21 protein-coding genes and 1 riboswitch are annotated in these 17,900 nt (G+C 59.7%); of the genes, 12 read left to right on the top strand and 9 right to left on the bottom strand.

Annotated elements, in window-relative coordinates; translation table 11 throughout:
- Nucleotides 1-41 precede the first annotated feature (41 nt).
- Nucleotides 42-509 (top strand): Lrp/AsnC family transcriptional regulator, encoded by a 468-nt coding sequence (locus ACXADQ_RS11460; RefSeq protein ID WP_475320414.1) that lies wholly within the window; start codon nucleotides 42-44, stop codon nucleotides 507-509.
- Nucleotides 510-547: 38 nt separating this feature from the next.
- Here the strand turns inward: ACXADQ_RS11460 and ACXADQ_RS11455 are convergent, their stop codons facing one another.
- From ACXADQ_RS11455 to nhaA, 3 genes are all read right to left on the bottom strand, one after another.
- Nucleotides 548-910 (bottom strand): DUF5368 domain-containing protein, encoded by a 363-nt coding sequence (locus ACXADQ_RS11455; RefSeq protein WP_475320413.1) that lies wholly within the window; start codon nucleotides 908-910, stop codon nucleotides 548-550.
- 11 nt (nucleotides 911-921) lie between these two features.
- The gene (locus ACXADQ_RS11450) at nucleotides 922-2,232 is read right to left on the bottom strand and encodes an FAD-dependent oxidoreductase (RefSeq protein ID WP_475320412.1); all 1,311 of its coding nucleotides are present in this window, start codon (nucleotides 2,230-2,232) and stop codon (nucleotides 922-924) included.
- Nucleotides 2,233-2,550: 318 nt separating this feature from the next.
- Nucleotides 2,551-3,744, bottom strand: coding sequence for a Na+/H+ antiporter NhaA (gene nhaA / locus ACXADQ_RS11445; protein ID WP_475320411.1), 1,194 nt, complete (start codon nucleotides 3,742-3,744; stop codon nucleotides 2,551-2,553).
- A 98-nt stretch (nucleotides 3,745-3,842) separates the two neighbouring features.
- Between nhaA and ACXADQ_RS11440 the strand changes: the two genes are divergently transcribed.
- From ACXADQ_RS11440 to ACXADQ_RS11420, 5 genes are all read left to right on the top strand, one after another.
- Nucleotides 3,843-4,748, top strand: coding sequence for a hydrogen peroxide-inducible genes activator (locus ACXADQ_RS11440; protein ID WP_475320410.1), 906 nt, complete (start codon nucleotides 3,843-3,845; stop codon nucleotides 4,746-4,748).
- A gap of 269 nt (nucleotides 4,749-5,017) precedes the next feature.
- Entirely contained in the window at nucleotides 5,018-5,236 is a 219-nt protein-coding gene (gene infA, locus ACXADQ_RS11435; protein ID WP_224826370.1) for a translation initiation factor IF-1, read from the top strand.
- Nucleotides 5,237-5,812 carry a Maf family protein gene (locus ACXADQ_RS11430; protein WP_475320409.1) on the top strand — a complete coding sequence of 192 codons (576 nt, stop codon included), beginning with the start codon at nucleotides 5,237-5,239 and terminating at the stop codon, nucleotides 5,810-5,812.
- Nucleotides 5,809-6,831: a ribonuclease E/G gene (locus tag ACXADQ_RS11425; protein WP_475320408.1), complete on the top strand. Its 1,023-nt coding sequence runs from the start codon at nucleotides 5,809-5,811 to the stop codon at nucleotides 6,829-6,831. The genes ACXADQ_RS11430 and ACXADQ_RS11425 overlap by 4 nt, the downstream gene beginning before the upstream one ends.
- On the top strand, nucleotides 6,828-7,010 hold the full coding sequence (locus ACXADQ_RS11420) for a DNA gyrase inhibitor YacG (protein ID WP_475320407.1): 183 nt from the start codon (nucleotides 6,828-6,830) through the stop codon (nucleotides 7,008-7,010). The genes ACXADQ_RS11425 and ACXADQ_RS11420 overlap by 4 nt, the downstream gene beginning before the upstream one ends.
- A gap of 50 nt (nucleotides 7,011-7,060) precedes the next feature.
- Here the strand turns inward: ACXADQ_RS11420 and ACXADQ_RS11415 are convergent, their stop codons facing one another.
- From ACXADQ_RS11415 to ACXADQ_RS11390, 6 genes are all read right to left on the bottom strand, one after another.
- The gene (locus ACXADQ_RS11415) at nucleotides 7,061-7,213 is read right to left on the bottom strand and encodes a hypothetical protein (RefSeq protein WP_475320406.1); all 153 of its coding nucleotides are present in this window, start codon (nucleotides 7,211-7,213) and stop codon (nucleotides 7,061-7,063) included.
- Entirely contained in the window at nucleotides 7,210-7,668 is a 459-nt protein-coding gene (locus ACXADQ_RS11410) for a hypothetical protein (protein WP_475320405.1), read from the bottom strand. Before ACXADQ_RS11410 ends, ACXADQ_RS11415 begins: the two co-directional genes overlap by 4 nt.
- A complete protein-coding gene (locus ACXADQ_RS11405; protein WP_475320404.1) occupies nucleotides 7,668-8,882 on the bottom strand; it encodes an agmatinase family protein in 1,215 nt (404 codons plus the stop codon). Before ACXADQ_RS11405 ends, ACXADQ_RS11410 begins: the two co-directional genes overlap by 1 nt.
- A 156-nt stretch (nucleotides 8,883-9,038) precedes the next feature.
- Nucleotides 9,039-9,806, bottom strand: coding sequence for an ABC transporter ATP-binding protein (locus ACXADQ_RS11400; protein ID WP_475320403.1), 768 nt, complete (start codon nucleotides 9,804-9,806; stop codon nucleotides 9,039-9,041).
- Complete coding sequence (locus ACXADQ_RS11395; protein WP_475320402.1) at nucleotides 9,803-10,615, bottom strand: ABC transporter permease; 813 nt, start codon at nucleotides 10,613-10,615, stop codon at nucleotides 9,803-9,805. The genes ACXADQ_RS11400 and ACXADQ_RS11395 overlap by 4 nt, the downstream gene beginning before the upstream one ends.
- Before the next feature lie 64 nt (nucleotides 10,616-10,679).
- The gene (locus ACXADQ_RS11390) at nucleotides 10,680-11,747 is read right to left on the bottom strand and encodes a putative urea ABC transporter substrate-binding protein (protein WP_475320401.1); all 1,068 of its coding nucleotides are present in this window, start codon (nucleotides 11,745-11,747) and stop codon (nucleotides 10,680-10,682) included.
- 95 nt (nucleotides 11,748-11,842) lie between these two features.
- Nucleotides 11,843-11,953: riboswitch (guanidine-I (ykkC/yxkD leader) on the bottom strand.
- Nucleotides 11,954-12,332: 379 nt separating this feature from the next.
- Here ACXADQ_RS11390 and ACXADQ_RS11385 point away from each other — a divergent pair.
- The 6 genes from ACXADQ_RS11385 to ACXADQ_RS11360 all read left to right on the top strand — a co-directional run bounded on the left by ACXADQ_RS11385 (nucleotide 12,333) and on the right by ACXADQ_RS11360 (nucleotide 17,870).
- The gene (locus tag ACXADQ_RS11385; protein WP_475320400.1) at nucleotides 12,333-13,124 is read left to right on the top strand and encodes an enoyl-CoA hydratase/isomerase family protein; all 792 of its coding nucleotides are present in this window, start codon (nucleotides 12,333-12,335) and stop codon (nucleotides 13,122-13,124) included.
- A gap of 11 nt (nucleotides 13,125-13,135) precedes the next feature.
- Nucleotides 13,136-14,302 carry a thiolase family protein gene (locus ACXADQ_RS11380; RefSeq protein WP_475320399.1) on the top strand — a complete coding sequence of 389 codons (1,167 nt, stop codon included), beginning with the start codon at nucleotides 13,136-13,138 and terminating at the stop codon, nucleotides 14,300-14,302.
- A gap of 1 nt (nucleotide 14,303) precedes the next feature.
- Entirely contained in the window at nucleotides 14,304-14,723 is a 420-nt protein-coding gene (locus ACXADQ_RS11375) for a Zn-ribbon domain-containing OB-fold protein (protein WP_475320398.1), read from the top strand.
- A gap of 236 nt (nucleotides 14,724-14,959) precedes the next feature.
- Nucleotides 14,960-16,012 carry a TRAP transporter substrate-binding protein gene (locus tag ACXADQ_RS11370; RefSeq protein WP_475320397.1) on the top strand — a complete coding sequence of 351 codons (1,053 nt, stop codon included), beginning with the start codon at nucleotides 14,960-14,962 and terminating at the stop codon, nucleotides 16,010-16,012.
- Between the two features lie 5 nt (nucleotides 16,013-16,017).
- Complete coding sequence (locus ACXADQ_RS11365; protein WP_475320396.1) at nucleotides 16,018-16,551, top strand: TRAP transporter small permease; 534 nt, start codon at nucleotides 16,018-16,020, stop codon at nucleotides 16,549-16,551.
- Nucleotides 16,551-17,870 carry a TRAP transporter large permease gene (locus tag ACXADQ_RS11360; RefSeq protein ID WP_475320395.1) on the top strand — a complete coding sequence of 440 codons (1,320 nt, stop codon included), beginning with the start codon at nucleotides 16,551-16,553 and terminating at the stop codon, nucleotides 17,868-17,870. Before ACXADQ_RS11365 ends, ACXADQ_RS11360 begins: the two co-directional genes overlap by 1 nt.
- The last annotated feature ends 30 nt before the right edge of the window (nucleotides 17,871-17,900 follow it).

Raw genomic sequence — 17,900 nt, 5'->3', positions numbered from 1 at the left:
CTTTCTCCGCAAACCCACAGAATCGCGCACACGAGGATCCCATGAGCCTGGACCGATTTGACAAGCTGTTGCTGGATGCGCTGCAAAAGGACGGCGCGCTGACCAATGCGGAGCTATCGCAAAAAGTGAACCTATCCGCCTCGCAATGCTCGCGCCGTCGCTCTGCGCTCGAGGAGGCGGGCTATATTGATGGCTACGCCGCCCGTCTGAATGCGCTACAACTGGGGTTCCGGTTCCGCGCAATCGTGCGGGTCAACCTGCAAGGACACGGCAAGGGCACCGAAACCCAGTTCGCGCGCTGGGTCGAGCGCCAGCCCGAAATCCAGTCGGCGTTTTCAGTGTCCGGGGATGCGGATTACGTGTTGCAGGTGCGAACCCACGATCTGGACAGCTTCTCGGAATTCATGCACGAAAAACTGCTGATCCAGCCGCAGGTCGCGCAGGTGCGCTCGGATATCATTCTGCGCTCGACCAAAGACAGTGCTCTGCTGGATATTGAGGGGCTGTAAGCCAAAGGCCGGGCAGATCCACCGCCCGGCCTGATGGGTTAGGACAGATCGTCAGACCCGCGCCGCATCAACAGCGATTGCGCGGTGTAAACCAGGATCGCAATGCCGATGGCCCCGGCCACGGCGATACCCAGGAACACGATCACATCGACTGGTCCCCCCAGATCGCTAAGCCGCGAGCTAGTCATCGCCAGCACAAACCAAACCGCCGCGATGGCCCCAATGGGCATGGACAGCTGCGCCAGCAGGAACTTGCGCCACGAGATACTGTGATCCCGGATCAGCACATAGAGATAGGCCAGCGTCACCAATCCCGCGATCACAACCATCGCCCAGAACAGACCCCGACCAAAGATTTCCTCGAACACGGCCAGAATGGTGCTGAATGTCATATCTTTCATGAGATCTCTCCTTAGGCGCGGCCACGCAGCATGGCGTTATAGGTGGCTTTCAGCGCCACTTCCTTCATCAGCCAGCTGATCCACAGCTCTTCCAGCGGGGCGATCACGCCAGGGAACGAGGGGGTCAGGTTGTTGTTATAGTCGAACTCGATCAGCATGGCGCGGCCGACGCGGGTGATCATCGGGCACGAGGTATAGCCGTTGTAGCTTTCGGTTGGATCGCGCCCTTCGATGGCGGCGACCAGCCCGTCCTCGACCACCGGAACCTGCCATTTGACCGAGGCCGCGGTTTTGCCCTTGGGCACGCCCGCCACGTCACCCAGCGCCCAGATCGTATCATAACGCAGGTGGCGCAGGCTGTGTTTGTCGCACTCCACCCAGCCCTGATCCGTCCATTTATTGGCCCAACTCAGGCCCGAGTTTCGGATCACGTCGGGCGCACGCTGAGGCGGGATCACGTGGATATAGTCATACTCCATCTCCAGATCGATCCCGTCCGCATCCACGAAGGTCGCGCGTTTCTTGCCCGCATCCAAAGATTTTAGCGTGTGCTTCATCGAGGTTTCAATACCGCGCTGGCCAAACAGCATCCGCACCTTTTCCGCGACGATCGGCACGCCGAACAGCCCGCCTTGTGGCGCGGCATAGCGGATTTCCATCTTGCTGCGCGTACCGGCGGTGCGGGCGATATCCTCGATCAGAAAAGTGTGCTTCAACGGCGCACCCGCGCATTTCATCTCGGTCGCGGGGCGGGTGAACAGGCCTACGCCACCGGTTTCGGTAAAGGTCTTTGCGGCCTTCCAGGTGGCGGCGGCATATTTCGGCCCGGCATACAGCGCGCCGATGCCGTTTTCGCCGACCATATCCAGCGAAAACCCCTCGATCGCGTCGTGATCCAGCACCAGCCCCGGCGCGACGACCAGAAAATCATAGGCAACGGTTTTGCCACCACTGGTCGAAACGGTCTTGGCTTCGGGGTCGATGGCAGCGGCGGCCTCTTGGATCAGCGTCAGGCCCTTGGGCAGCCAATCGGTGGTCTTCGAGACCACATAGTCGGCGGGTTTCAGCCCCGCAGCCACCAGCGACAGACCGGGCTGGTACAGGTGGTCGATCCGCGGGTCGATGATGGTGATCTGCGCCCCGTCCAACCGCGAGACCAGACGATTGGCCAGGGCTGTGCCCCCTGCCCCGGCCCCGATGATCACGATACGCGCCTTGGTGGCGACCTGAGCCTGCGCACGCTCGAACGATCCCGCAGTGGCAAGCGCCGCGCCTCCGGCGGCAAGCCATAGGATCTGCCGCCTGTTCAGTTTGATATCCATATTGGTCCCCCTTCAAGTTTGTGGACAGAGGACGCACCCAGCAGCGGATGGCATGCAGTTCGGGCGCGACAACCTTGCCGGCGCGATCTGCGCCGGTGGGCTCCACGATGATTAATATTCAGCATCCAAGATGCGTCTTTGCGCCTTCATATGCTGATTTCATTATGTGTAATTTGATTTAGGTCAAACCCAGGCCGCTTCGGTGGGTTTGTTCGGTCTGGCCCCATGCGACCAACAAAGCCGGGCGCATATATTCACCCGGCTTCGAAAGGCCAGCCATACGCCGACCACCTGCGTTTCACAGCGCAGAAAGATCCGTTAGCCAGTGGGCGCCGCCACGACCGCCGGTCGTTCAGCAGAGATGCGCAACACGGCATACCCGACCAGCCCCGACAAAACCGAGCCAAAGATCACGCCCAGGCGCACCGCGTTCATGGTCTCGTCTGCGCCAAAGGCCAACGAGCCGATAAACAGGCTCATGGTGAACCCAACACCGGTCAGGCAGGCCACGCCATAGACATGGCGCCACGACACCCCCTGGGGCAGCTTTGCCAACCCGGTTTTCACGCCGATCCAGGTGAAAGCGAACACGCCCAGCTGTTTGCCAAAAAACAGACCCGCAGCAATGCCCAGCGGCAGCGGTTGCAGCAGATCCGCGGCCGAGACGCCTTGCAGACTGACCCCAGCATTGGCGAAGGCAAAGACCGGCAGGATCAGGAAGGCGACCCAATAGTGCAGCCCCTTTTCCATGCGATGCAGCAGTGTGTCGTCGTGCTTGGAGGCTTTCTTCGGAATGGTGAGCGCAATCAACACCCCTGCCAGCGTGGCGTGTACACCGGATTTCAGAACACAGACCCACATAAAGATGCCGATCAAGACATAGGGCGCAGCCGAGCGAACCCCCAAACGGTTCAGCATCACCGCCAGCGCAAATCCCAGCATCGACAGGGTCAACGCATTGGTCGACAGCTCAGAGGTATAAAACACCGCGATGATGATGATGGCGCCAAGGTCGTCGATGATCGCGATGGCCAGCAAAAAAATCTTGAGCGTCACCGGAACGCGATTGCCCAGCAGCGCCAGGATACCCAGCGCAAAAGCAATGTCCGTGGCCGTGGGAATGGCCCAGCCATTCAGAGTGTCAGGTGTGCCAGCATTGATCGCAAAGAACACCAGCCCGGGCACGATCATCCCCCCAATCGCTGCCAAAACCGGCAGCACCGCTTTGTCGAAACTGGACAGCTCGCCGGACAGGACTTCGCGTTTGATTTCGAGCCCCACAAGAAAGAAGAAGATCGCCATCAGCCCGTCATTGATCCACAAAAGCGCAGGCTTGGCGATGTCAAAACTGCCGACGCCAATCGTGATATAGGTGTTCAGAAAGCCCTCGTAATAAGGGGCCAGCGCTGTATTGGCGGCAATCACGGCCAGAGCGGCCACCCCCATCAACACAAGGCCGGCACTGGCCTCGAGCTTCATAAAGGCTTGGACACGGGACAGGGTCTTTTCCATGGGGGCTCCGAAGGTTTCGACGTGTACCTGCCATATCGGTTGCGCGTTCCATACTTTCAAATATAAGATAACTTTGTATTGCATAGTCTGAGGCTATAATGCGTCCAACCCTGCGCCAGCTTGAATATATCGTTGCCGTCGCGGATACCGGCCAGGTGGGGCTTGCGGCGACACAGCTGAATGTCAGCCAGCCAAGCCTGTCCGCGCAATTGGCCGAGGTCGAGTCAGATCTGGGCGCAACCCTGTTTCATCGGGGCCGCGCCGGGGCCAAGATCACTCCGGTCGGAGAAGAGATCGTGCGCCGCGCCCGACAGATCCTGCACGAGATCGAGGATCTGCGCGCCGCCGCCGTGGGAGGTGGCATTTTCCAGGGCCGTCTGCGCCTGGGGGTGGTGCCCTCGATCGGGCCCTACCTTTTGCCCGGAGTCGTCCAGCGGCTGCACAAGGAGCATCCCAGTTTCCGCCTGATCATTCGCGAAGAAAGCACCCGCGATTTGGACGAAGGTCTGCGCAGCGGGCGGCTGGATATGATCATCTCGACTCCCGAGGATCACCCGGGCACAAGGATGGCGCATTTGTTTTCGGAAACGCTTTGGGCGGCGGTTGCTCTGGACTTCGCCAAGGCTTCGGATCGCCCAGATTTCACGCTGACCGATCTAAAAGGGCACACCCTGCTGACGCTGGGCTCGACCCACCGCTTGTCGCATATCGTTGCCGGGCTGGCGGCGCGGGCCGGTGGGCGCGTTTCGGACGAATATGAAGGCACCAGCCTGGATTCCGTGCGGCTGATGGCGGCCACCGGGGCCGGAATTGCGATCCTGCCCAGCATCTATGCCGCCACCGAAGCGCGCCGCGGAACTGATGTGCGCCTGCATGCGATCTCCGATCCCACCGCTTGCCGAGACGTGGCCCTGATCCAGCCGCAACTGCCCGAACCGCGCCCGGGCAGCGATGTCCTGGCCGAGATCCTGATCAGCGAAGCCAGGCGCATTCTGGGCACTTAGCAGTCCACGCGAGATCCTTGCGCCGGTGCCTGCTCGGGGCTGGTTCAGCCCAACGGAAACGCTTGTGGATCTGGAATTGCACGCAGGACCCCAAACAGCCCCTTTATCCCCAGCGTGATGCTGACAGACCATGCACCCGCACATATCCTGGGCCTGGCGAACCGCGTCGGGTTGTCCTGCCCCAGAGATTCCCCTTGAAAATCCACGCGAATGGGCTCATTTAACGCCCGTCCCGTAAATATGGCGGGAAATCAAACTCAGGAGACAACATGGCCAAGGAAGAACTGCTCGAATTCCCCGGTGTCGTGAAGGAACTCCTGCCGAATGCGACATTCCTGGTCGAGCTGGAAAACGGCCATACCATCATCGCACACACGGCAGGCAAGATGCGCAAGAACCGCATCCGTGTTCTGGCTGGCGACAAGGTTCAGGTGGAAATGACCCCCTACGATCTGTCCAAGGGGCGGATCAACTATCGCTTTAAATAAGTGCGGCTGATCCTCGGGTCAGGAAGCCCGCGCCGCAAGGAATTGCTGGCGCAGATCGGGGTTGTGGCGGATGACATCCGCCCGCCCGATATCGACGAGACCCCCCATAAAAACGAATTGCCGCGCCCTTATTGCGCGCGCATGGCCCGTGAAAAGGTTCAGGCCGTTGTGGCCGATGCGGATGACGTGGTGCTGTGCGCCGATACCACCGTGGCCCTGGGTCGCCGGATCATGGGCAAGCCCGCAGATGCGGGCGAAGCGGCCCAGTTTCTGCTGGCCATGTCTGGGCGCCGTCACCGGGTGATCACCGCCGTGGCCGTGCGCCGGGGCGATCAGCTGTGGGAACGCGACGTGGTGACGGACGTCAAAATGAAACGCCTGTCCGATGAAGAACTGAACGCCTATCTGGCCACCAATGATTGGCAGGGCAAGGCGGGCGGCTATGGTATTCAGGGGCCGGCCGGGGCGTTGATCCCGTGGATACAGGGCTCGTTCACCGCTGTTGTGGGTCTGCCCGTGGCGGAAACCGCCGGGCTGCTGCAGGCTGCGGGCTATCCGGTATGGAGACAGACATGAAGGGTCGTCAGATCATCTTGGACCACATTCAGGGGCGCGAGGCCGCGGCCCTTTTGGTGGATGGACGGCTGGAGGATCTGCTGATCGACAGCGATCAGCCCCGCGTCGGAGCCATCTATCGTGCGGTCGCGGAACGCCCGATGAAGGGTCAGGGGGGGCTGTTCGTGTCCACTCCTGACGGCAAGGCGTTCCTGCGGCAGGTCAAGGGCATCGCCCCCGGTGATCGGCTGTTGGTGCAGGTGACCGGCTATGCGGAACCGGGCAAGGCCATCCCCGTCACCACCCGCATTCTGTTCAAAAGCCGCTATGCCATCATCACCCCCGGCGCACCGGGGTTGAATATCAGCCGTCAGATCAAGGATGACGACCTGCGCGACGAGTTGACCGGCATCGCCCGCGCCGTGTTTGAGGGCGAGGAAACCGGGCTGATCCTGCGCTCGTCCTGCGCCGATGCCGACCCCGAGGAAATCGCCGAGGATGTCGCCGCCATGGCCGATCTGGCCACCGCAGTGATGGCCGATACCGAAGGCGAGATTGAAAAACTGACCGATGGCGACGGCCCGCATGATCAGGCCTGGCGCGAATGGACCGATCCGGCGGATATCATCACGGATCCCGGCGGGTTCGAGGATCATGGCGTACTGGAACGGATCGACGCACTGCAATCTGCGCTGGCGACACTGTCTGGCGGGGCCTCGATGTATGTCGAACCCACCCGCGCGCTGGTGGCCGTGGACGTGAACACGGGGCGCGATACTTCGCCTGCCGCAGCACTGAAGGCCAATATTGCCGCCGCGCGGGACCTGCCGCGCCAGCTGCGTCTGCGGGGCCTTGGTGGACAGATCACACTGGACGTGGCGCCCATGCCGAAAAAGGACCGTCGCGCGTTCGAACTGGCCGTAAAATCCGCCTTTCGCGCCGATTCCATCGATACGGTTCTGGCCGGCTGGACGCCCTTGGGTCATTACGAGCTGCAACGCAAACGCGATCGCCTGCCCCTGTCCGAGGTGCTGACATGACCTGCCCGATTTGCCGCAAAGACACTGTGCAGGCCTACCGTCCTTTCTGCTCAAAACGCTGTGCGGATGTGGATCTGGCCAAATGGCTGGGCGGGGATTATGCCGTGCCTTCGAACGATCCCGAGGATATTGAAAAAGCCCTCGACGCCACCCAAGAGGCTCTTCGTAAACCTCACTAACGGCCATGGGCCGGGAAATTGTGGCGCCCTGTCGGCGCCACAACCTGTGTTTATTTGCTGGAAAAACGCATCCAGGCGGCGATCGCTGCTATGGTAATCAGCGCCAGGAACAGCTCTGCGCCGTGCGTGTGGAAACTCCCATCTGCATGCGCAAAAGCGGGGGCCGCTGCCAAGGCAAAAAGGGTGGTCAGTGCAGTTTTCATTTTTCGATCTCTTGTTTGCGTTGGTGTAGAAAGTCGCGAATGTCGAGCTGGGATTTCTCGGTCATCGACACATAGATCAGCGACATATTGGTGCGTTCCTGAACCATCTGGCCGGGGAATGGCAGATAGCTCAGATCGCGCGACCCAAACGATGGCGAGGCCGTGCCCACTTGCCAGTCTGTCTTGAGCTCCACGTCAATCAACTTAAGCGCCTTGGCCCCGTCTTTCGAGGGGCGCTCGAACGGCACGCCCGCCAGCTTCAGATAGCTGGTTTTGTCCGACGCTTGCAAAAACCCTTCGATGAACTGTGTGGCCAGAACCTGAAGGTCTGCGGCCTCGTCTTCGTCATGCATATGGCTGTGCAGGTGATCGCCATGGGGGTGATTGTGACCATGCCCGTGGTGGGCATGATCGTCATGGTGATGATGGTGGTGATGCGGGTGATCGTGCGGCATCAGACACCTACCTTATGCGGTCCGTCATTGGACCAGCGCTTACCCTCGAATTCGCCGTGGGGCGTGGTGACGGGCTTGTCGATGAACTTCTTATGTGCGCCAAGCTTGCCATTTGAGACCAGCGCACCCAGCACGTCCACGATCACGCGGGTGCCCATCAACGCGGTGATGTCACTGGTGTCATAGGGCGGGCTGACTTCGACCAGCTCCATCCCGCAGATGCCTTCGGCTGCAATGCCCGAGGCCAGCGCCAGCGCCTCACGCGGGAGGAACCCGCCAGGTTCAGGCCAGCCGGTGCCGGGGACGAAACCGCAATCGATCGAGTCGATGTCAAAGGACATATAGACCATGTCCACGCCATCCCAGGCCATCTCCAGCGCCATCTCGATGGTCTTGTCGACGCCCATTTTCTCCATGTCGCCCATGGTGATGATGTTGGTTTCGCGTTCGCGGGCGACCTTTACGGCCTCGCGCGGGACCTGCCAGCCGCCGATCCCGATTTGCACCAGGTTCTTGGCGGGCACATTGGGCAGGTTTGTCGAATGGAACCAAGGCGTTGTGTGCATACGCTCATCCAGGTCCTTTTCCTGGATGTCGGCATGGCGGTCAAAATGCACGATCCCGATTTTCTTGGAGGTACACTCGGCAATCCCGCGCACACAGGGGAAGCCAATCGAGTGGTCGCCCCCGATCATGATCGGCAAGGAACCGCTTGAAAACACATGAGAAACCGCGCGGCTGATCTGGTCAAACGACTTTTCAATATTGGCGGGGATGGTGAACACATCGCCTGCATCACACAGCGTCATCTGTTCGCGCAGGTCGACGCCGATTTCATAGTTATAGGGCGTGTACAGCGCGCTGATTTTCCGCACTCCTTGCGGGCCAAACCGCGTGCCGGGGCGATAGGTGGTGCCGCCGTCAAACGGGATGCCCAGCACCGTGGCGTCGTAATTGGCGACCTCCAGCACGTCCTCGGCATAGGGCGCCTTGAGGAAGGTATTGATGCCCGCAAAGTGCGGCAGTTCCCCGCGCGCAAAGGTCGGAATCGACTTGTCATCGATGCTATCCGCCCCTGTCAGCCCCATACGCAGGGCCCAGCGGCGTTCTTCGTCAGCGCGGCCTTCGGGCAGATCGGCCTCTTTCTGCATGGCTTTCCAGCCGGCCAGCTTGGACAGATCCGGGTGGTGTTGGCGCTTTTCGCGCTGCGCCATCTGGTCCCTCAGGTCCGTTGGATGGTGTGAGCGTCTGCGATTTGGTTCCGTAAACACGGTGTCGTCTCCCAATTCAGTTTCCCGCGATATGCGGGGGGCCTCCGAGCTTTGGTGATCCTCCCCTGCGGAGCCCGGGGGCGCAGGAAAGGTAGAGGGTTAAACCCTTGCAAGTGAAGGGTATTTATCCAGGATGTCTTGGAACGGTATGCCGGTGTTGCGCGCATCGAAATCGTAGGTGATCGTCGCGCCAAACAGGCCCGGATCCTGTGGATCCCAGCGCGGTTTGTCAAAGACCAGCACCCGGTCGCCCAGCTTGAACGCCTCGTCCAGATCATGGGTGACCATGAAGACCGTCATGTTGGTTTCATCCCGCAATTCCAAAAGAAAATCATGCATTTGCAGGCGAGTGCCCGGATCCAGCGCCCCAAAGGGTTCGTCCAGCAACAGGATGCGTGGCTTGGCGGTCATCGCCTGTCCGATCGCAAGGCGCTGCTGCATCCCCCCCGACATCGAGGCGGGATACTGATGGGACACATGGTTCAGCCCGATGCGCTCTAACATGGCGTCCGCGCGCTGCTCGGCCTCTTTGCGTGCAGCCCCCCGCAGGCGACCGAAGCGCTTTTCAAAGCTCTCGGCCGCGATCAGGTTTTCGCGCACGGTCAGATGCGGAAACACCGAGTATTTCTGGAAAACAACACCACGTTCGCGGTTGGGCTCTACGGCGGTCTCGCCGCCCTCGATGCTGATCGCCCCCTTAAAGGGACGTTCCTCGGCCAAAAGCATCCGCAAAAAGGTCGATTTGCCACAGCCCGACGCCCCGACGATCGAGATGAACTCTCCTTCGTCGACCGACACGTTCACCCGTTCCAGGATCGAGCGATCTCCATAGCGTTGCCAAACATCAGTGACACTTACAAAGCTCATAGTCCTGCCTCCATCCATGGGAAGGCGCGGCGCGACAGCGTCTTCAACAACCAGTCGATTACAAAGGCCAACAAGGTGATCCAGATGACGTAGGTCAGGATCACGTCCATGGCCAGATAGCGGCGCACCAGGAAAATCCGGTAGCCAAGGCCCACATTTGAGGCCACGGCCTCGGCCGCGATCAGGAACAGCCATGCCGAGCCCAGCGACAGGCGCACATTCGAGATCAATCGCGGCAGGATCTGCGGCAGCGCCACCCGGCGGGCGATCACCCAACTGGATGCGCCCAAGGTCTGCGCCTTGACGATCTGTTCCTTGGGGATTTCCATCACCCGCTGCGCCAGATCGCGGGTCATGAAGGGTGTGATGCCAATGACGATCAGCACGACCTTGGACACTTCGCCCAATCCGAAAACGATGAACAGGATCGGCAGCAGCGCCAGCGGCGGCACCATAGACAAAACAGAGATGAAACTGGAAAACAACGAGCGCGCATAGGGCAACAATCCGATGGAAACGCCCAGCACCAGTGACAAGGCGGCCGAAATCACAACACCACCGGTCAAACGTGCCAGACTGGCAAAGGTGTCATTCCACAGCAGTATGGCCTTGGAGCGTTTGTCAGGCACCGTGAACAGGCGCTCTGCGGTGTCGATGATTGTTGACGGCGCGGGCAGTAGTTTGTCCTGGGGGTTGGCCGTCAGGCGAATATCAGAGGCAATCGAATATGCCAGGAAGATCAGGACAAAGGGCAGCGCAGCAAATAGTAGGGCACCGGGCCGACCAGGTATTTGATTTATCAGTCGCATGTCAGTCGTGTCCTTGGATGAGGGAGCGACAGGGCGACGTCACAAACGCCGCCCGGCCCATGCCTTACAGCGCACCGTCGGCGGCCATCTGCATATAGGTGGTGTCAAAGCGGAACTTGACGTTGGCCTCGGACCCCGAGATGGACCCGTCCGGATATTCGATACCTACGAAATCCGCGCTGGGGGCGCCCTCGCCAAGGATGCCCTTGTCGAACAGGAACTCGGCGACGTTGGTCATCGTGGTTGGCAGCGCTTCCGAGCTGGCCTGAGCAACGGCCGCAGCTGGATCAAAGAACATCTCGGTCGCAGCCATCTGGGCCTTGTAGCCCGCCAGATCCGTCCCCGAGGCCTCGGCCATGGCGGTCAGGGCGGCTTCGTCGCCTGCGGCCATCAGGCTCATGACCTCATACCAGGCCCCTGCGACGGCCTTGCCGAAATTCGGATTGGCGGCCAGCGTTTCGGTGTTCACAACCATCAGGTCCAGAATCTCGCCAGGGATCTTAGAGCTGTCAAACAGGTTCACAGCGTCCGGGTTGGACCCCAGGATTTCCGACACCAGCGGGTTCCAGGTGACCACGGCCTCGACGTCATTGGTCGCATAGGCAGCGATCATGTCGGCATCAGAGGTGTTGATCACGGCCTCCAGATCGGATTCTTCCAGCCCGACCGAGTCCAGCCCCCGCGCCAGCAAATAGTGCGACACAGACAGTTCGACCAGATTCACCGGCTTGCCTTTCAGGTCTTCCAGGCCGGTGATGCCTTTGGCGATCACCGCATCGTTCCCGTTGGAATAGTCGCCGATGATCAGCGCCGTGGTATCGACACCGCCCCCCGAGGGAATGGACAGCGTGTCCATATTGGTGGCCGAGACACCGTCAAACGCGCCGGCCGTGTATTGGTTGATCAATTCCACATAGTCGTTGAACTGCACGATCTCGACATCGATGCCGTACTTGTCGGCCCATTTGTCCATGATGCCACTGTCTTCTAGATAGCCCCACGGCATCCAGCCCACATAGATGGACCAGGCCAGTTTGAATTCAGTTTTTTCCTGCGCGATGATCGGCGCACCAGTCGCGGTGAGGAATCCAACGGCCAGAGCGGTCGCGGACATCAGCTGCTTAATTTTCATGTTATTCCCCGTTGTCACGTCCCGCCGATGTCAAGGTCGGTTTTCGGTCCGCTGGCGGAACATTGAGATCTTGCGCGGACTGAACCAGCGCAGTAACCTCCCGGGATTTTGGCCCGCCGTGTGCCCATCCGGAATTTGCCAGATAGGTGGCGCTTCTTGGACCAGACCTGTCATTCAGTGACAACGGAACCCTAAGCACCCTGCACCTTCAGCAAAGTGCAAGGCCGCCGCTTCGGGCAAGTTTTTGGGGCCAGAGCAACAAAACTCGAGCGGTTTTGAGCAGAAATCGGGCAAAAACCCCAATAAATGCGCCTTTTCGCGCCGGAGTCTGAACACTTTCGCGCCCCCAAGACCTCTCTGATCTCGGAAAATCCTCTCGGTAAAAACCGTCCCAACCCCGGATTCTGGCCGAAAAACGCCCTCGGATCGGGTGTTTTCCCGGGGCTTGAATACCGTCGGACCACTGACTCGAATGCCCCTGCCCAGATCCCGAACGCTGCTTCAACCTGCGCAAGTCGCTTGACGTTTGTCGCACATTTGTGCGAATAACCATGCTACCGATTCATTATACCCCAGGGAGGGAACATGCCTACGGACAGCAAGGTTGAATACATCAACGGGTGGGCCGAGTTCACAATTGACCGTCCACAAACCATGAACGCCATTCGCGAACAGACCGCCGAAGAGCTGCTGGAGGTACTGGACAAGGTCGAGGCCGACCGCAGCCTGTTCGGGGTCATCATTCGCGGCAGCGAAAAGGCGTTTTGCACCGGCGTGGACACGAGTGAACAAAAGAACGTGCCCGAGGAACGCTACGAACACTGGCGCCGCCGCAAACGGACCCGCAAGGTCAATCAGATGTTCCGCGCCCTGCCCGAGTTTTCTAAACCCGTCATTGCCTCGGTCGAGGGGTTCGCCCTGGGTGGCGGTTTCGAACTGGCCCTGCTGTGCGACATCATTGTTGCCGGTGAAGGCGCCAAATTCGCCCTGCCCGAGGCCAAACTGGGCCTGATGCCGGGCGGTGCGGGCACCCAAACCTTGCCGCGGGTCGTGGGCAAAGCGCTGGCCAAGGAAATGATGTGGACCGGACGCCGCCTGTCGGGCACCGAGGCGGCCTCTTTGGGTGTCGTCAACCATGTCACCGAGACCGGCAAAGCCATCGAAAAGGCGCGAGAACTGGCCGAGAAGATCAGCCAGCAGGCGCCTCTGTCGATCATGTTTACCAAATCCGTGGTCGAGCGCGGCTATGACGCTTCGATGTCCGAAGGCATGGCCGCCGAGGCCGACTGCTTCTTCGCGATTGGCCTGTCCGAGGACAAGAACGAAGGGATCGCCGCCTTCAAAGAGAAACGCAAACCTGTCTTCACAGGCAACTGAGGAATAGTGACGTGAGCAAGAATGATATTGCCATCGTAGGATACGGCGAGACACCGGTGACCATGCGAGGCGGCCGCAGCTCTTATGATCTGGCCGGGGATGTCTTTGCCCAGATCATCGAAAGCACCGGCATCGACAAATCCGAAATCGACGGGATTTGCGTGTCGGAAACCATGTCGGAAACCTCGAACCCGTTCTGGGCTGTTTTCGTTGCCGAAATGCTGGGCATGTCCCCGGAATGGTGTCAGGTGAACGGCCTGGGTGGCGCTTCGATGATCGGAGGTATCGCCCGCGCAGCCTCGGCTATTCGCGATGGGCTGTGCAAGGCTGTGGTTGTGATTTCGTCGGATGCGCAGTCGTCTTTTCCTCCGACGGAACAGGGCGCGTATCGGTACGAATTCCAATATCCGCACGGGCTGCGGGGCCCGGTTGGGGTCTTTGGCCTGCTGCAAAAACGCTATGACCTGCAATACGGGTTGAAAGACGAGGCCCTGGCCAAACTGGCTGTCACGCAGCGCAACCACGCGCTTATGAACCCAAACGCGGTGTCCAAACTGCAAAAACCGATCACGCAAGAGGATTACCTGAAATCCCGCGTGGTATCGGATCCGCTGCGGATGCTGGACAGCGTGATGGTGTGTGACGGTGCGAATGGCGTGCTGGTGACCTCGGATGAAAATGCGGAACGTCTAGGCCTGAAGAAGCGGGTCTATGTGACGGGCTACGGTGAGAAGACCAACTTCAACAATGATCAGGCGCTTGGTGACATCACCGAGACCGGCTTTACCGTCGCAGCCCCCAAAGCGCTGGAACGTGCGGGCAAAACGACTGACGATATCGACCTGTTTGCGCCGTATGACGATTTCTTGATCGCCCTTATCCTGCAAATGGAACAGATCGGGTTCTGCGGGCGCGGCGAAGGATCGGATTTCGTACTGAACACCGACTTGACCTATAAAGGCGACCTGCCAACCAACACTTCGGGCGGCCAGATCTCAGCCGGGCAACCTGGCCTGGCCGGGGGCGGCCTGAACTGCGTCGAAGCGGTTCGCCAGATGTTTGGTGAGGCCGGCGAGCGGCAAGTCGAAAACCTGAGCACGGCCATGGTGACCGGCATCGGCTCGATTCCCTATGCCCGGAACTGGGGCGTCTCTAACGTCATGATCCTGGAGCACTGACATGAGCGATAAACCTAAATCCAAACGCCCTCTGCCGCGTCCGAACGCCTATATGGAAACCGAACCGTTCTGGGCGGCCACGCGCGACGGCAAGATGATGCTGCAATACTGCCTGGACAGCGGCAGATACCAATGGCAACCGCGCCCGGTCTCGATCTTTACCGGCAAGCGCAACCTGGAATGGCGCGAGGCCTCGGGCAAGGCGACGCTGTATTCCTGGACCGAAGCGCTGGCCCCCTGGCCCGGCCACGAAGACCGGGTGCCGTATATGTGCGCAACGGTTGAATTGGCCGAAGGGGTGCGAATTGTCACCAACCTGGTGAATTTTGACCCCAAGGATCTGCGCGACGGGATGCCGCTGAAACTGACCTGGGATCAACTAAGCGACGACTTCGCCTTTCCAGTGTTTGAACCCGCATAGCCGCGGGCGGGAAACGACCCGCACCTCGCTCAGCACAAGACCAAGCACGCGCCCCACCCGGCGCGTGCTTTCGTATTTGGACGAATAGATTCAATTTGATTTCCGCACACTTGTGCGATAAACAATAATAACGTGCTGCTATGAAGTTGCGAATCCGTCAAACAAATAAGGCTTATACAGGAAGCGGACCGCAATGGATCAGTACAAAACCGCTGAATGGATTGGGAGGAATTTCCATGCGGAAGACCAATGACTTCACTCGTCTGACACGACGCGGAGCGATGGCCACAATGGGCGCGGCCCTGGCTATGCCGCTCTATGCGCGCTACGCAGGTGCTGCTGAAACAACGCTGCGCATGCATCACTTCATGCCGCCGGTGTCGACGACACATACGAAGATGTTCGTGCCCTGGGCCGATACAATTCGAGAAAAAACCGACGGCAAGGTCGAGGTGCAGGTTTTCCCCTCGATGCAGATGGGCGGACGCCCACCCGAGCTGTTTGACCAGGCCCGCAATGGCGTAGTCGACATTTCCTTTACTGTTGCTGGGTATACTCCGGGGCGTTTTGCCGTCGCCGAAGCGATCGGCCTGCCGTTCAACATCACCACGGCCGAGCGCGCCTCGGTGGCGATGCAAACCGTCATGGAAAAGCACGGCCTGCCCGAATACAGCGAGGTCAAACCTCTGGGTTTCTGGGTGCACAGCCCGGGCATTCTGCACATGCGCAATGCGGTTATCACCGATCAGGCTGGCATCGCCGGCAAGAAGATCCGCGTCCCCAGTCAGCAGATGGCCGAACTTGTACGCAACCTGGGCGGCGAGCCCGTCTTTATGCCAATCACCGAAATCGCGGTCAGCATCTCTAATGGCGTGGTGGACGGCGCGTGCCTGCCCTATGAAACCATCCGTGCCTTCAAACTGGACGAACTGGCCCCGCACCATAGCGGCGTCGCATCGGGTGGGCGCGGCATCTATACCACCGCATTTGCCCTTGCGATGAACAAGCGCAAGTTCGATTCTCTGTCGCCCGACGTTCAGGATGTTCTGAATGCCGAAACGGGTATGGGCCTGTCTCAGCGCTTTGGGGCCATGTACGATGGCTTTGGCGCGGCGGGATTGGAGAACGCCAAGAACCGCGGCAATGAGATCGGTGAGATTTCGCTTGAGGAAGCCGCGCGTTGGCGCGAAGCCGCAGCACCGATCCGCGAGAACTACATCAAAACGCTCAACGAAAAAGGTGTCGATGGGCAGGACGTCTTTGCGACGATTGACGACATTCTCGGCTGAGTCAGATGGAGCAAGACATCAACACAAAGCGCGGCGGCCCTGTGGTCGCCGCCCACCGCCTGGTCAATTCCATCAGTCACGTTTTGACCTTGCTCGGGGGCTTGGTTCTTTTCGGAATGGCGCTGACCGTCACGCTTTCTGTTTGTCTAAGCGCCTTGGGTTTCGAAGGAATTCCCGGTGATTTTGAACTGGTGGGCATCGGCTGTGTGATCGCGATTTCGCTGTTCATGCCGCAATGCCAAATCCAGAAAAGCCACATCATGGTGGACCTGTTCACCAACTGGCTGCCTCTCCACAAACGCCGCATCCTCGAAGCCTTCTGGCAGCTGGTTTTTGCGGCCGCCTGGATCGCATTGCTGTGGCTGACGACCCGCGGAATGCTTGAAAAGCTGCATTATGACGACCGGTCTATGCTGTTGGGATTCCCGGTCTGGCTGGCCTATGTGCCCGCTGTTTTGGGCCTCGCCTTTTCGGCCATTGCCGCAATTGTTCTTTCTATCGGGCTTGTGACCCGCGCCCCCAGCATGGAGCATCTGTAATGACGCCGCTGACCATAGCCTTTGTCATGATCGCCGTTCAGTTTTCGCTGATCATTCTTCGTGCGCCGATCGCCTTGGCCATGGGGCTGGTGGGGGTCTATGCCTACGTCTCGATCCTGGGGTGGGTGCCGCTGAGCTTCTATTTGCAGACCATGGTGGTCGACAAATTCATGAGCTACGAGCTGGCCGTCGTGCCCCTGTTCGTTCTGATGGGCCAGATGGCCACGAAAACCGGGATCAGCCAAAACATTTTTCGCGCCGCCAACGCCTGGATCGGCCATTTCCGGGGCGGTCTTGCCATGGCTTCGGTCGCGGGATGCGGGTTGTTTGGGGCCATCTGCGGCTCGTCCATTGCGACTGCATCAACGATGACCCGCGTGGCGTTGCCCGAGATGCACAAACGCGGGTATTCCGGGGCGCTTAGCACAGGATCTTTGGCCGCTGGTGGCACATTGGGCATCCTGATCCCCCCGTCGATCATCCTGATTATCTTTGCGATCCTGACCGAGCAGAACATCGTCAAACTGTTTCTGGCGGCCACCGTTCCGGGCCTGCTGGCGATTGTTGGATTTATCATCGCGATCAGCATCTACGTCCGCTTTTTCCCGGATGAGGCCCCGACCTCAGACGCCAGCAGCCTGAAGGACCGCATAGTGTCGCTTGGGGGGATCTGGCACATCGTTGCACTGTTCGTGATCGTGCTTGGGGGCATCTACGGGGGCTTCATGACCCCGTCCGAGGCCGCCTCGGTGGGTGTGGTACTGATCGCCGGATATGGTGTGGTCGCACGCCGCCTGACCGTAAACGACATCGGACAATGCCTGCTGGAAACTGCCGGAACCAGCGCAATGATTTTCGTGATCATCCTGGGTGCGGACATGTTTAACGTGGCGCTTGCCCTGACCCGCCTGCCGGACGAAGCCTCGAGCTGGGTGGCCGGGCTGGACATGGCACCGATGACCATCCTGCTGGTCGTGTTGCTGGTCTATATGGTGCTGGGCTGCATCATGGACAGCCTCAGCATGATCCTGCTGACGGTGCCCGTGGTCTTTCCTGCCTTGATGGCGCTGGACTTTGGACTGCTTGCGCAGCAGCAGGTGCTGTGGTTCGGCATTCTGGTGCTGATCGTGGTCGAGCTGGGCCTGATTACCCCGCCTGTGGGCATCATCCTTTTCGTGATCTCTTCGATGGCGCCGGATGTGGAAACCCGCAAGGTGTTCCGGGGCGTGCTGCCCTTCATCGGATCTGAACTGGTTCGTGTCGGCGTGATCCTGGCCTTTCCGGTGCTGACCTATTGGCTTGTGGAAATGGTTGGGTAGAAACATGCGCCCCCCTCGTCAGGCTTTTTC

This window comes from Thalassovita sp. ABM4_323 (genome assembly GCF_056158665.1).
The sequence above is the reverse complement of the archived record's forward strand: the minus strand, read 5'-3'. Positions and strand labels throughout refer to the sequence as shown.